At 69.9% G+C, this 13,713-nt stretch carries 13 protein-coding genes and 1 pseudogene; 5 read left to right on the forward strand and 9 right to left on the reverse strand.

The features are described from left to right. Positions 1-35 precede the first annotated feature (35 nt). Both pth and DFR74_RS12650 read right to left on the reverse strand, forming a co-directional pair. On the reverse strand, positions 36-614 hold the full coding sequence (pth, locus tag DFR74_RS12645) for an aminoacyl-tRNA hydrolase (RefSeq protein WP_067513523.1): 579 nt from the start codon (positions 612-614) through the stop codon (positions 36-38). 22 nt (positions 615-636) lie between these two features. Further along, positions 637-1,248 carry a 50S ribosomal protein L25/general stress protein Ctc gene (locus DFR74_RS12650; protein ID WP_067513522.1) on the reverse strand — a complete coding sequence of 204 codons (612 nt, stop codon included), beginning with the start codon at positions 1,246-1,248 and terminating at the stop codon, positions 637-639. 311 nt (positions 1,249-1,559) lie between these two features. Here DFR74_RS12650 and DFR74_RS12655 point away from each other — a divergent pair, with 311 nt between their 5' ends. Further along, on the forward strand, positions 1,560-3,203 hold the full coding sequence (locus DFR74_RS12655; RefSeq protein ID WP_067513520.1) for a peptide chain release factor 3: 1,644 nt from the start codon (positions 1,560-1,562) through the stop codon (positions 3,201-3,203). Positions 3,204-3,207: 4 nt separating this feature from the next. Here DFR74_RS12655 and DFR74_RS12660 read toward each other — a convergent pair whose 3' ends face one another. The 4 genes from DFR74_RS12660 to DFR74_RS37085 all read right to left on the reverse strand — a co-directional run bounded on the left by DFR74_RS12660 (position 3,208) and on the right by DFR74_RS37085 (position 6,343). Further along, entirely contained in the window at positions 3,208-3,654 is a 447-nt protein-coding gene (locus tag DFR74_RS12660; RefSeq protein ID WP_084538103.1) for a nuclear transport factor 2 family protein, read from the reverse strand. A gap of 100 nt (positions 3,655-3,754) precedes the next feature. After that, complete coding sequence (locus DFR74_RS12665; RefSeq protein ID WP_067513518.1) at positions 3,755-4,705, reverse strand: sigma-70 family RNA polymerase sigma factor; 951 nt, start codon at positions 4,703-4,705, stop codon at positions 3,755-3,757. Next, entirely contained in the window at positions 4,702-5,220 is a 519-nt protein-coding gene (locus tag DFR74_RS12670) for a nuclear transport factor 2 family protein (protein WP_228789393.1), read from the reverse strand. The genes DFR74_RS12665 and DFR74_RS12670 overlap by 4 nt, the downstream gene beginning before the upstream one ends. A gap of 247 nt (positions 5,221-5,467) precedes the next feature. Then, positions 5,468-6,343 carry an Abi-alpha family protein gene (locus tag DFR74_RS37085; RefSeq protein WP_084538101.1) on the reverse strand — a complete coding sequence of 292 codons (876 nt, stop codon included), beginning with the start codon at positions 6,341-6,343 and terminating at the stop codon, positions 5,468-5,470. A 366-nt stretch (positions 6,344-6,709) separates the two neighbouring features. Between DFR74_RS37085 and DFR74_RS12680 the strand changes: the two genes are divergently transcribed. Further along, entirely contained in the window at positions 6,710-8,047 is a 1,338-nt protein-coding gene (locus DFR74_RS12680) for a hypothetical protein (protein ID WP_067513516.1), read from the forward strand. Then, positions 8,044-8,922, forward strand: a complete 879-nt coding sequence (locus DFR74_RS12685) for an Abi-alpha family protein (protein WP_113975082.1) — start codon at positions 8,044-8,046, stop codon at positions 8,920-8,922. Before DFR74_RS12680 ends, DFR74_RS12685 begins: the two co-directional genes overlap by 4 nt. Positions 8,923-8,929: 7 nt before the next feature. Here the strand turns inward: DFR74_RS12685 and DFR74_RS12690 are convergent, their stop codons facing one another. Both DFR74_RS12690 and DFR74_RS12695 read right to left on the reverse strand, forming a co-directional pair. After that, a complete protein-coding gene (locus DFR74_RS12690) occupies positions 8,930-10,717 on the reverse strand; it encodes an ABC-F family ATP-binding cassette domain-containing protein (RefSeq protein WP_067513512.1) in 1,788 nt (595 codons plus the stop codon). 370 nt (positions 10,718-11,087) lie between these two features. Beyond that, the gene (locus DFR74_RS12695) at positions 11,088-12,020 is read right to left on the reverse strand and encodes a 4-(cytidine 5'-diphospho)-2-C-methyl-D-erythritol kinase (RefSeq protein WP_067513547.1); all 933 of its coding nucleotides are present in this window, start codon (positions 12,018-12,020) and stop codon (positions 11,088-11,090) included. 174 nt (positions 12,021-12,194) lie between these two features. Between DFR74_RS12695 and DFR74_RS12700 the strand changes: the two genes are divergently transcribed. Together DFR74_RS12700 and DFR74_RS12705 are read left to right on the forward strand one after the other, a co-directional pair. Continuing rightward, positions 12,195-12,401: a heavy-metal-associated domain-containing protein gene (locus tag DFR74_RS12700; protein WP_067513510.1), complete on the forward strand. Its 207-nt coding sequence runs from the start codon at positions 12,195-12,197 to the stop codon at positions 12,399-12,401. Next, complete coding sequence (locus DFR74_RS12705; RefSeq protein ID WP_067513508.1) at positions 12,401-13,297, forward strand: hypothetical protein; 897 nt, start codon at positions 12,401-12,403, stop codon at positions 13,295-13,297. Before DFR74_RS12700 ends, DFR74_RS12705 begins: the two co-directional genes overlap by 1 nt. Before the next feature lie 114 nt (positions 13,298-13,411). Here the strand turns inward: DFR74_RS12705 and DFR74_RS37620 are convergent. After that, a pseudogene (locus tag DFR74_RS37620) lies at positions 13,412-13,690 on the reverse strand (cupin domain-containing protein); the annotation flags it as partial. Positions 13,691-13,713: the final 23 nt, after the last annotated feature.

A 13,713-nucleotide genomic window follows, 5' to 3' on the forward strand; every position in this document is an offset into this window, starting at 1 on the left:
GCGGCGCGCGGGTAATAGCCGAAAATCGCGCCGACTCAGTGCAACTGGTTCTGCGCGGTCTCCAACCCCACGCGCAGCAGCAGTTCCACCGCGTCGGCGGCCTGCTCCACCACCACCGGTACTTCCTTGCGCTCCGGCGCGGAGAACGGCTTGAGCACGTAGTCGGCCGGATCCTGACGCCCCGGCGGGCGCCCGATCCCGATGCGGGTGCGCAGATAGTCCTTGGTGGCCAGCGCGCTCGACACCGACCGCAGCCCGTTGTGGCCGCCCTCGCCCCCGCCGCGCTTGAGCTTGATCGCCCCGAACGGCAGGTCGAGTTCGTCGTGCACCACCACGACCTCGGTGGGCGGCACGGAGAAGAACCGCGCGAGCGCCGCGACCGGCCTGCCGGACAGGTTCATATAGGACCGCGGTTTGGCGATCAGCACCTGACGCCCGTCCAGGCGGGCCTGCAACAGGTCGGCCCCGGACTTCTTGTGCACGGCGAAACGGCCGCCGACGCGCTCGGCGAGCACGTCGGCGACCAGGAATCCGACATTGTGCCGGGTGCGCTCGTATTCGGGGCCGGGGTTGCCCAGCCCGACGACGAGCGCGGGCCCGGTGTTCTCGGTCATCGGTGAACCGCTGGTGCTGTCCTTATTCGGCGGCTTCGGCGGCGGCCTCGGCCTCGGCTTCGGCGGCCTCGGCGGCGGTCGGCTCGGCGGCGGGCGCGGCGATGACGTTGACGACGAGCAGGTCGGGCTCGACGTTCAGGCTGACGCCGGCGGGCAGGGTCAGCTCGCCCGCGGTGATCTGGGTGCCCGGCTCGACGCCCTCGACGGAGACCTCGATGGACTCGGGCAGGTTCAGCGCCTCGGCCTCGATGGACAGCGTGGTGGACTCCTGGGTGACCAGGGTGCCCGGGGCGGCCTCACCGGTGATGGCGAGGGTGACGTCGGCGGTGACCTTCTCGCCGCGCTTCACGATGAGCAGATCGGCGTGCTCGATGTAGCGGCGGATCGGGTGCACGACAACGGATTTGGTGAGCGCAAGCTGCTTCTTGCCGTCGATCACGAGGTTCAGCACCGCGTTGGTGCCGTGCTCGCGCAGGATCGCGGCGAAGGCCTGGGCGTTGACCGACAGATGCTGCGGCTCGGCCTGGTGGCCGTACAGCACAGCGGGAACGTTGCCTGCGCGACGGGTGCGGCGCGCGGCACCCTTGCCGAACTCGGTGCGAACGGCGGCTTCGAGAACGTTGACGTCGGACATGACGGGATCTACTCCTACGGCTCTTCCGGGCTGGTCACGGTTGCCCGCCAGGGAGGGTGGCGCCCTGGACTGGGGTCTGGTCTACTCGTCGGGGCGAGACCGAACTCCGGACGGCCGGAAGCCGCGCCGCGTCGATCACGGTGTCCGCATTAACGTCTGCGGACACCCTCGCCGAGACAACCCGGACACTGTACCGCAGCCCAGCGCCCACCCTTGAATCGGGTGGTCACGGCGGGTCGGGCCGGTCGCGAGCGCCGTCGCGTAGTCTGGAGCGGTTGTCGATCCGGCCGTACGCGAAAGGTTGCCCCACGTTGACCGCCCCTGAGGACGTCGTCGCGCCCACACCGCGCGGTCTGCCCGCCGAGGTCGCCCGGCGTCGCACCTTCGCCGTGATCTCGCACCCCGACGCGGGCAAGTCGACGCTCACCGAGGCGCTGGCGCTGCACGCCAGGATGATCTCGGAGGCGGGCGCCATCCACGGCAAGGCGGGCCGCAAGTCCACCGTGTCGGACTGGATGGAGATGGAGAAGGCGCGCGGCATCTCGGTCAGCTCCACCGCGTTGCAGTTCAACTACCGGGTCGAGGGCTCGGACGTGGACAACGTCATCAACCTGGTCGACACCCCCGGTCACTCGGACTTCTCCGAGGACACCTACCGCGTGCTCACCGCCGTCGACGCCGCGGTCATGCTCATCGACGCCGCCAAGGGCCTGGAGCCGCAGACGCTCAAACTGTTCCAGGTGTGCCGCCACCGCGGCATCCCGGTCATCACCGTCATCAACAAGTGGGACCGGCCGGGCCGCGCGCCGCTGGAACTGCTGGACGAGATCGACGAGCGGATCGGCCTCACGCCGACGCCGCTGTTCCTGCCGGTCGGCATCGCGGGCGATTTCCGCGGCCTGCTGCGCCGCGGCCCCGACGGCGCCGCGCTCGAATACATCCACTTCACCCGCACCGCGGGCGGCGCGACCATCGCACCGGAGGAGTCGCTGACGGCCGAGGACGCCGAGGCCCGCGAGGGCGAAGCGTGGACCACGGCCGCCGAGGAGAGCGAACTGCTCTCGGCGACCGGGCAGGACCACGATCAGGAACTGTTCCTGGCCGGGCAGACCTCGCCGGTCATCTACGCCTCGGCGATGCTGAACTTCGGTGTGCGCCAGTTGCTGGAGACGCTGGTCGCGCTGGCGCCGGCACCCGGCCCGCGCAAGGACATGCAAGGCGTCCCGCGCGAGACCACCGATCCGTTCAGCGCCGTGGTGTTCAAGGTGCAGGCGGGCATGGACACCGCGCACCGCGACCGGTTGGCGTTCATGCGCATCGTGTCGGGCGAGTTCGAGCGCGGCATGGTGGTGACCCACGCCCAGACCGGGCGCCCGTTCGCCACCAAGTACGCGCTCACCGTGTTCGGCCGCGAACGCGCCACCGTCGACACCGCCTACCCGGGTGACGTGGTGGGCCTGGTGAACGCCACCGCGCTCGCCCCCGGCCACACGCTGTTCGTGGACAAGAAGGTGGAGTTCCCGCCGATCCCGTCGTTCGCCCCGGAGCACTTCGCGGTGCTGCGCGCGCAGAGCGCGGGCAAGTACAAGCAATTCCGCAAGGCCATCGACCAGCTCGACTCCGAGGGCGTGGTACAGGTGCTGCGCAACGACCTGCGCGGCGACGCGTCGCCGGTGCTGGCCGCCGTGGGCCCCATGCAGTTCGAGGTCGTCACCGCCCGCATGCTGGCGGAGTACAACGTCGAGACCACCATGGAGCACCTCGGCTATTCGCTGGCCCGCCGCACCGACGCCGCCTCCGCCGACGAGCTCGGCAGACAGCGCGGCGTCGAGGTGTTCACCCGCACCGACGGTGTGCTGCTCGCCCTGTTCAGCGACAAGTGGCGGTTGCAGTACATCGAGAAGGAACACCCCGGCCTCACGCTGGAACCGCTGGTCGCCGCGGCCGACAACTGATCGGTCAGGGGCGCAGCGGTTGTTCGGCCGCGGCCGGGTCGTCGACCGGCAGCGGGAACGAATGGTGTTCGTGGGAGACGACCCAGCGCTCGCCCTCCTTGCGCAAGCCGAGGGTGATGCGCAGGCGCACCGACGGATCGGTCAGCGGCGCGCCGGCCCGCCCGCATTTCAGCAGCGCGTGCGCGAACGCGACGTCGGTACCCGCCGTGACCTCCACGGCGAGCGGTTCGAACACCGCGCCGGTGGCGAGCCAGGCGAAGAACGGCGGCCAGGTCTCGCGGTAGGCGTCGAGGCCGCGCGCACCCTCGTTGGGCGGGGGCACGTCGAACATGACGATGTCGTCGGCGTGGTCGCGCAGCACTCCGTCGAGGTCGGCGGCGTTGATGGCGGCGAACCAGCGGTCGATGAGATCGCGGATGAGTTTCTCGTCGCTGGTGGTCGTGATGGTCACGAGGACTCCTCGGATTCGGTGGGCGGGGCGGTCCCGCGCACGTATAACCCGGAGCGCGACGCGAACTCATCGGTGCGCGCGCAGAAAGTCCCTCGCCGGTTCAGGACTCGACGTACTCCGGCAGCCCGAACATCGGGAACAGCGCCGGGTGCAGGAACGACACCACCTCCGTGATCGCCCCCTCGCGCACCGCGATCACGTCCAGCGCCATAGCCGCGAACACCTGGCGCTCCTCATCCCACATATAGGTGCCGAACGCGGGCTGCCCGTTCGCGGAGGCAGGCAGGAAACGCCACCGATGGTGCAGCGGACCCTCGACCAGGAAGTCGCGGATGGCCGCGTGGCCCGCGTACCACTCGGGCAGCGGCGGCATGGAGTAGCGGGCGTCGGCGCTGAGCAGATCGACGATGGCGGACACGTCGCCCGCCTCCCACGCGTCGGTATAGCGGCGGGCCAGCTCGCGCAGCTCGCCCGCACCGAAGTCGCGCAGCGCCCGCTGCTGGGTGTCGCCGGCGAGCCGATCGTCCACCGCGGCGCGCGCCCGTTGCAGCGCGCTGTTGACGGCGGCGACGCTGGTGTCGAGCAGTTCGGCGGTCTCGCGCGCCGAGAATCCCAGCACGTCACGCAAGACGAGCGCGGCCCGCTGGTTACCCGGCAGATGTTGCAGCGCGGCGACGAACGCCAGCTCCACCGCCTCGCGCGCCTCGTACCTGGCCTCGGGCGCGCGGCCGCGCACATCGGCGTCGGGATAGGGCTCCAGCCAGGCGATCTCGTTGAGCGGCGCGCCCGGCCCCAGATCGACGGGCAGTTCCCGGCGGCGCCGCGTCTCGATCAGGGTGAGACAGCGGTTGGTCGCGATCCGATACAGCCACGGCCGCACACCGGAGCGGTCGGTGAGCCGGTCCAGATGCCGCCAGGCCCGCAGCAGCGATTCCTGCACCGCGTCGTCGGCGTCGTGCACCGAACCGAGCATGCGGTAGCAGTGCAGGTGCAGCTCGGCCCGCAGCGGTTCGACCAACCGCTCGAACTCTTCGCCGGGCCCCTCGCTCACTCGGTGCCGGGCTCCCGGCGCAGCGGTGTGGTGCCGGGATCGCGCTCGACGGGGGCGATTCCGTCCTCGCGCGCGATCAGACCCCAGCGACTCGACGTGAGACGCAGGCTGGGCAGGTCGCTGAGCGAGAGCACCACCTCGTAGGTGCGCTCGTACCCGGTGTGCGCGATGCGCCACCGCCCGTCCGAGCAGCGGACGTATTCGTCGGAGTAGAAGGCCGCACCGCGCAACAGCATGTTGTGGGCGGGGATGAGCACCGTGTCGGCGAGATACCAGGTGCCGGTGGCGGAATCGCCGTCGATATCGATCTCGGGGTGATCGCAGCGATGCTCGGTGATGACGTGCGGACCGAGCGTATTGCGCATGAAGGCGAGGAAGGCGTCGCGCGATTCGAACTGCAGGTACTCGCTGTAGGTCGCGGTGGCCTCGGGAATCATGGTGTCGGCGAACTCTTCCCAGGACTTGGTGTCCAGGGCGCGCAGATAGCGGAACTTGAGGCGGCTGATATCGGCCAGATCGTCCCCGGTGGGGCCGCGGTCGCGGGGCACGGGACGCACCCGGTGCGTCGTGTCGGCGTCGCGCTCGGCGCCGTTGGGATCACCACGCCCGCCGACGGGCGCGTCCACCGCCGCGTCGCCGCGCCCCTGCTCGCCGCTGCCCTGGTCCATACGTCAACAATCCCATCAGAAGACGCCGAGCTGTACGGTTTGGGAGATTTGTATCAGATCGCTATCACCGTGCCGGGTCTTTCGACCCGGAAGATCAACTTCCGATGGTAAAGCAGGTGCGGCAGAAATCCTCGCCGAACTCGGTGAGCCGCAGACTCTTGCGCACGATCTTCGGCGCGCGGCCCGCCTTCTTCAGCGCCGCCTCCACCACCGGCTGCACCTCGAGCACCATGTAGCGGCTCAGCACCACCGGGTCCTCGGAGGTCATGGTGAGACCGAGGCGGTTGAGGTTGATCAGGTAGGAGCGCGCCCGGTCGGGGTAGCGCACGCCGGCCTGTTCGGGCACCGAGGTGAGATCGCCCTGCACCAGCTCCGAGCCGATGCCCAGCGGGCGGTTGGTGCGCACGTCGACCGCGGGCTGCGGTCCGTTGAGCGACATGAACCGCAGGATGCGCGCCTCGTCGGGGGCGATCTCGTCCAGGATGCGGTCGTAGGCCGGGTGCACGTCCTCGGTGAAATAGACGTCGGCCGAACGGGCCAGCAGCGCGTCGCCGCGCCTGCGCAGTTCCTCGGTGCTGGCCGAGCGCACGAGCGAGCCCATCGGGATGGCCTGCTGATTCGGCCCGGTCGGGGTGGGCACGTAGCTGACGATCTCGCGCACCGACCCCTCGGTGACGCCCAGGGCGCTGCGCGCGATCGAGCGCAGCGCGTTGCCGGTGCGCTCGGCGATCTCCGCCGAGGACTCGCCGTCGAGGGCGGCCTTGGTGATCTCCTTGGTGACCTCGTAGGAGGTGTTCACCGCCCACTGCCCGCCGCGCACGGCCGTGCCCGCGGCCAGTCCCGCCGCCCGGAACACGCCCCTGATCAGCCGCGCCTCATTGCTGATCTGCCGCTGTTCGACATCCGAGCTGCGCTCCACGGCGCGGGAACCGGCTCGGGTCACGTCCTGTCCGGTCCTGTCGTCTGTCACGTCTTCTCCGAAGTATCGCCGAGTGAACGAATCCGCCCACAGATTATTGCCCGACCGTCTTCCAGGCGTGGCGAACCCGATTGTTCGCCGCGTCCCGGCCGACCCCGACTCGTCGAACCGATCGCCGGCACCCTGCTCGTGTAGTCACGGCCCGGATGTGGTGCGTGCCATTCTCTCGTCCCGATAGAGACAATGCCGCATTCCGGACACGTTCTGTGACTGATGTCTCAGACACTACCCTGTGTCCTGGCACACCCCGCTGTGGACCCAGTTCCGCACCTCACAGTAGGGTCACGCTGCCTACTCGGTGTTAGTTTGGGGTGCCGGTGAGGCTGCGGTCACCGGTTTTTTCGGCAGGAGGGTGTCGTGCTAGAGAACGTTTTCGGGGTTCACCCCACGATCCTCCTGGAACTACTGACCATCCCGCTTTTCACAGGTGTGATCGGGTATATCACCAACTGGACCGGCGTGCTGATGCTGTTCCGTCCCATCGCATTCCACGGCATCAAGGTGCCGGGCCTGCGCGCGCTGTACCCGTTCCTGCCCAAGCGCATCCAGGTGCTGCCGCTGCTGTCCTACGACGGCCGATTCGGCTGGCAGGGCATCGTCCCGTCGCGCGCCGACAAGATGGCGAGCATCGCCGTCGACAAGGGCCTGGCCAAGCTGGGCAGCGTCGCCGATTTCTACCGCGAGCTCGAGCCCGACAAGCTGGCCGAACACCTGGCCAGCATCGCCGACGCGCAGATCACCGACATCGTCGAGGAGATCCTGCGCCGCGAGCATCCGCAGCTCTGGTACAACCTTCCCAGTCAGGTCCGCGAGATGGTGCACATGCGGGTGCGCCAGCAGCTGCCGGACATCCTGCGCGAGCTGACCGTCGAGCTGGGCGAGAACATCGACCAGCTGCTCGACGTGAAGCAGATGGTGATCCGCTACTTCCAGGCCCGCCCCCACCTGCTGAACACGCTGTTCCAGGTGCTGGGCGCCAAGGAACTGCGGTTCATGCAGAACTTCGGCTTCTACTTCGGCGCGCCGATGGGCGTGGTGCTGGTGGGCCTGCTGCACGTCACCAAGCCCTACCTCGGCACCTGGACCAGCTGGGTGGTGCTGCCCATCGGCGGCGTGATCATCGGCTGGGTGGTCAACTGGATCGGCATCAACATGATCTTCGCCCCGGCCTACCCCAAGTGGTGGTGCCCGTGGCGGCAGGGCCTGCTGATCAAGCGACAGTCCGAAATCACCGACGGCTACGCCGAATTGGTGTCCAGCCAGGTCATGACGGTCGCCAATATCGGCGACGAGCTGCTCAACGGCCCGCGCTCGGACCGCACCATGCAGATGCTCGAGGACACGCTGCGCCCGGCCGCCGACCGCGCGCTCGGCCCCGCTCGCCCCGCGGTGAAGTTCATGCTCGGCAGTCGCGAATACGACTCGCTGCAGGCGACATTGACCAATGAGGCCATGTCCATCGCGCCGATCGCCTTCGCCGACCCGGACTTCAACCTCCAGCAGGGCAAGCAGATCAACGACTACATCGCCAAACAGATGGCCAATCTGAAGCCCCCGGACTTCGTGGAAATGCTGCGATCGGCCATCAAACAAGATGAATGGTTGCTTTTCGTCCATGGCGGCGCGCTCGGGCTCTTCGCCGGATACGCTCACATCCTGGTCTTCGGAACAGGAGTGGCGACTTCATGGATATGACGGATCCGAGTGGCGGCGACGCGAAATCGGACGCGCGGGGTGACCAACCGAGCCCCGCGCCGTCCACCGAGGTCGCGCGCTGGGAGGCGCCCGAACTCGAACCCGTCGACCGGCAGCGCAGGCGGGTGCCCTCGCCGCGCCAGACCGTGCGCGCGGCGGGCGGGGTCGCCAAGGTCGCGCTGACCGCCGCCTCCGAGGTCACCTCCTGGACGGTGGACACCGCGCTCGGCGTCACCGGCACCGTCGTGAAGGGCAGCATGGCGGGCGTGCCGCCGCGCGAAGTGCTGGCCGAGGCCGAAGCCGAAGTGCGCGACGCGGTGCGCCGGGCCCTCGGCCTGCCACCCCAGTCCGCGCTGCGGGCCGATCCGGCCGTGCCGACGTTGCGGGAACAGGGCGCGGAACTGCTGCGCCTCTCCTCCAGCCCGCGCGGCGACGGTTCCGAGATCCACCCCGCGTTCGCGGGCATGCTCGCCGAACTCACCCCCGACGAGGCCCGCATCCTGCGCTTCGTCCACGTCGACGGACCGCAACCGTCTATCGATATCCGCGTCGGCCGCCCGCGCGCGCTCGGCGCCGACCGCTACCTGTCCGGCCTCACCCTGATCGGTGACCAGGCCGGGCTGCGCTTCCCCAACCGGGTGCCGCAATACCTGACGAACCTGCGCAGGCTCGGGCTCATCGAGTTCGCCCGCGAACCCGTCGACAACCCGAACCGCTACCAGCTCCTCGAGGCGCAGTCGCCGGTGCGAGAACTGTTGAAGCGCTCCGGTTTCGGCACCAAGGTGATGTATCGCAGCATCGTGCTGACGACGTTCGGCACGGACTTCGTGCAGACCTGCCTGCCGGTGGTCACCGAGGGACGCGAGTCGAGCTAGATCCGGGCTACGCGCCGTCGGCCAGTTCCAGCCAGCGCTCCTCGGCCGTCTCCTTCTCGGCGAGCACCTGTTTGAGTTCGGCGCCCAAGGTCATGAGACGGTCGGGTTCGGTGGCGGCGTCGGCCAGGGCCGCGTGCAGCTTCTGTTCGCGCTCGGTGAGCTTGTCGATGGCGCGCTCCAGGCGCGTGAGCTCCTTGCGTGCCGCACGGTAGGCGGCGGAATCCGTTGCGGTGGCGGGCTTCTCGGCCGACGGCCGGGCGGCGGGCGGCGCGCTCATGGCGGCCCGCTTGGTGAGGTACTCCTCGATGCCGCCGGGCAGGTTGGTCAGTTTGCCGTCGCCGAACAGCGCCCAGGTGGTGTCGCAGATGCGCTCGACCAGGTAGCGATCGTGGCTGATGACCACCAGGGTGCCCGCCCAGTTGTCGAGCAGGTCCTCGAGCTGTTGCAGGGTGTCGATGTCCAGGTCGTTGGTCGGCTCGTCGAGCAGCAGCACGTTCGGCTCGGACATGAGGATGCGCGTCAGCTGCAACCTGCGGCGCTCACCGCCGGAGAGGTCGCCCACCGGCGTGCGCTGGCGAGCCGGGGTGAAGCCGAGCCGCTCGGCCAGCTGCCCGGCCGAGATCTCCTTGTCGCCCAGCATGATTCGCTGCGCGACCTGCTGCACGGCCTCCAGCACCCGCATCTGGGTAGGCAGGTCGTCGAGTTCCTGTCGCAGCCAGCCGATCTGGACGGTCTGGCCCTGAATCCGCTTGCCCGCGGCCAGTTCCGCGTCGCCCGCGAGCGCGCGCAGCAGCGTGGTCTTGCCGGAGCCGTTCACCCCGACCAGGCCGAGGCGTTCGCCCGGCGCGAGCCGCCAGGTGAGGTCGTGCACGAGTTCGCGGCCGTCGGGGGTGGTGAGAGTGGCGTCCTCGAGCTCGATCACCACCCGGCCCAGGCGTTTACGGGCGAACGCGGCCAGCGAGACGCTGTCGCGCGGCGGCGGCACGTCGGCGATCAATGCTTCGGCGGCCTCCACGCGGTAGCGCGGTTTGGAGGTGCGGGCCTGCGGGCCGCGCCGCAACCACGCCAGTTCTTTGCGGGCCAGGTTGCGCCGCCGCGCCTCGGTGGCGTCGGCCTGGCGCGCGCGTTCAGCGCGGGCGAAGATCCAGTCGCCGTAACCGCCCTCGTAGCTCTCGACCTTGCCGCCGACGACCTCCCAGGTGTTGGTGGCGACGGTGTCGAGGAACCAGCGGTCGTGGGTCACCACGATCAGGGCGCTGCGGCGGTCGATGAGGTGGCGGGCCAGCCACTGCACGCCCTCCACGTCGAGGTGGTTGGTCGGCTCGTCCAGCACCAGCAGATCCAGGTCGCGCACCAGGGCGGCGGCCAGCGCGACGCGGCGACGCTCACCGCCGGACAGGTTGCGCACCGGCGTGTCGAGGCCCAGGTTCTGGATGCCGATGCCGTCGAGCACCGAACGGATGCGCGGGTCGGAGGCCCATTCGTGTTCGGCCACCTGCCCGGAGAGCGCGTCGTCGGCGAGTCCGGCCAGCACGACCTCCCCCACCGTCGCGCCGTCGGGGAGCACGCCGCGCTGGGTGACCACGGCCATCCGCAGGCCGCCGAGCCTGCTCACCCGGCCGCTGTCGGGCTCCTCCAGACCGGTCAGCACTTCGAGCAGGGTGGTCTTGCCGCCACCGTTGAGCCCGACCACGCCGATGCGCTCCCCCGCGTGCACGCCCAGCGACACGTTGTCCAGCAGCGGTTTGATCCCGAAGCTCTTGGAGACCTGTTCCAGATTGATCAGGTTGGCCATGAACCCTGTTTCCACCTCTCGCGCGCCGACCTTACGAGCCTACTCACCGGGGGCGGGGCACTTCCGCACGGTGTGGGTGCCGAGGGCGGGGCCGACGCCGGTCGCGCGCCTCGACTACCGGGGTCGAGGTACGGAGCACTCCCGCACGGTGCGGGAGCCGAGAGTGGGGCCGACGCCAGGTCGCGTGCCCGGGGTGCGGGGCACTCCCGCGCGGTGCGGGAGCCGGGTACGGCGCGGCTGCCGGGTTTCACGTGCCCCCGGTACGTGGAGCAGTGGGACGCGGCCCGGACCCTCGTCGCGGCCCGCCCGCGCCCGCCGCCACTCGGCCTGGGTCGTCCACGCTCGACCGGGGACGTGCACCGAACCTGGGTCAGCGCTTGTGAGGGTCCGGATCGATGACGCGGGCGCCGGGAACGGGGCCGTTGGCGGTGCGGATGCCGCGCGCCACACCCGCGCCCGCGAGTTCCGCCGCCACCGAGACGGCGGCCTCCTCGGATTCGCAGAGGAACGCGCAGGTGGGGCCGGAGCCGGAGACCAGTCCGGCCAGGGCGCCCGCGGTGACGCCGCCGCGCAAGGTGCGGCGCAGTTCGGGGCGCAGGGAGACGGCGGCGGCTTGCAGATCGTTGCCGAGCAGCGGGGCGAGCTGGTGCGGGTCGCCGGAGGCCAGGGCCTGCATGAGCTGCTGGGGTTCGCCGAGGCGCGGCGGGTCGCCCTGTTCGCGCAGACGGTCCAGTTCGGCGAACACCGACGGCGTGGACAGCCCGCCCTTGGCCAGCGCGAGCACCCAGTGAAAAGTGTTGCGGGACAACACCGGGAGCAGTCGTTCACCGCGCCCGGTGCCGAGTGCGGTGCCGCCGTGCAGGGCGAAGGGCACATCGCTGCCGAGTTCGGCGGCGACGGAGGACAATTCGTCGCGGCTCAGCCCGATGTCCCACAGTTCGTTGAGGCCGACCAGCGCGGCCGCGGCGTCGGCGCTGCCGCCCGCCATCCCGCCCGCGACCGGGATGCCCTTGGCGATGGTGATTTCCACCAGCGGGGCGCGCCCGGCCAGGTGCGCCAACCGCACGGCGGCCTTCCACACCAGGTTGGCGCGGTCGGTCGGCACCTCGCTCGCGCCCTCACCCGTCACCCGGACGGTGAGCGCGGCCGCGGGCGCGAGTTCGAGATCGTCGCCGAGCGAGAGGGCCTGGAACACCGTGGTCAGATCGTGGTAACCGTCGGGGCGCAGGTCACCGACCCCCAGGTGGAGGTTCACCTTGGACGGCGCGCGCACGGTGACGGGGCTCGGCACTACTGACAACACGAGGTTCAAGCCTAATGCGTGGGTGCGACAAACGCCGGGCTCGACGACGGCCGTTCACCCGCCGGTCAGCCGCGTCACGGGCGCACCTTGCCGACAGATACCCCTATAGGGTATTTTCGCTGTCGTCGGGGATACCCCTGGACCGTATGATGTCAGCGAGCGAAGGAGTCGGACATGGCCACCACCACCTACACCGTCAAGGGCATGACCTGCGGTCACTGCGTCAGCTCGGTCAAGAGCGAGATCGGCAAGATCGACGGCGTCACCTCGGTCGACGTCGACCTGGCGACCGGACTGGTCCGCGTGGACAGCACCGGCCCGCTGGCCGACGCCGACATCAATGCCGCGGTCGACGAGGCCGGCTACGAGGTCGCCGTCTGATGCGGAACCGGCTGCGGTTCGCCGCGGTCGGCGTGGGACTCGCCGCGCTCCTGGGCGCCGCACTGGGGATCGGAGCCCTGGTCGGTGAGCCGGAGCGCGGCGCAGTCGCCTTCGACGCGAGCTACTGGCCGACCGGGTTGTCGGAGGAGGCATCCGCCTTCCGGATGTCCGAGATCAGCGCGCCCGACGTGCCAGGCCGCGCGGGCACCCTCAGCTTCCGCATCACCGGGGTGGACGGGGCGCCCTGCACCGATTTCGAGATCCGGCACGAGAAGCCGCTGCATCTCATCGTGGCGCGGTCCGACACGGCCGAGTTCCGGCATGCGCATCCGCAGATGGCGGCCGACGGGACGTGGACTGTCGACTGGACCTGGGCGAGCCCGGGGGTCTATCGCGTGTTCGCGGATTTCGCGCCGGCCGATAAGGCGCTCGCGTTCGACGGTGTGGTGCTGAGCCGCGAGTTCACCGTCGAGGGGCCCGCGCCGTCGCGGCCGCTGCCACCGCCCGCCGACGTCGCGACGGTGGACGGTTACGAAGTGCGGCTCGCGGGCGCGCTCGCCACGCACAAGGCGGACGAGCTGCGCTTCACCATCACTCGCGACGGCCGTCCGGTCACCGATCTCGAGCCGTACCTCGGCGCGTACGCGCACCTGGTCGGGCTGGAGGAGGAGACCCTCGCCTACATGCACGCGCATCCGACGGGCGAGGTCGGGAGCACGCTCGCGGGCCCGGACGTGGCCTTCTCCGTGGGCGCCCCGGCATCCGGCGAGTATCGCGTCTTCCTCGAATTCGCCCACGGCGGTTCGGTGCACCGTGCCGAGTTCACCGTTCCCGCCGCTTCCACAACGGAATTCGCGCCCGACGGGGCGCACGAGCACGGCGACGGGCACCGCTGAGCGAATCGCGATCAGCGCATCGGCCCTGGATTCAGGCGGGCGAGTCGCCGTGAGCGGGTCGCCCGCGTCGCCGGTGTTCACCACGCCGGCGGGCTCGATGAGCATTATTTGCACCTCGCCCTCGGCGATCGGGCAGTGCTCCACGCCTTTTCGGCACCACGAACAACTGTCCCGGCCCAGGCGCAGGTCGCCGTCGCGCAGTTGGATGGTCAACTCCCCCGCGATCACGAAGAACACCTCGACAGTGTCGTCGTGCATGTGCCACACGAACTCTCCGCCGAGCTCGACCACCTCGACCTCGTAGTCGTTGAGCCGCGCCACGACTTTCGGCAACCACTGCTCCGAGAACAGCGCGGGCTCGACGGGCTCGTTCGGCATGGTCCGATACGACATGGGCTGCCGGACCGTGCCCCCGG

It is taken from the genome of Nocardia puris, assembly GCF_003315035.1.
Lineage (GTDB): Bacteria > Actinomycetota > Actinomycetes > Mycobacteriales > Mycobacteriaceae > Nocardia > Nocardia puris.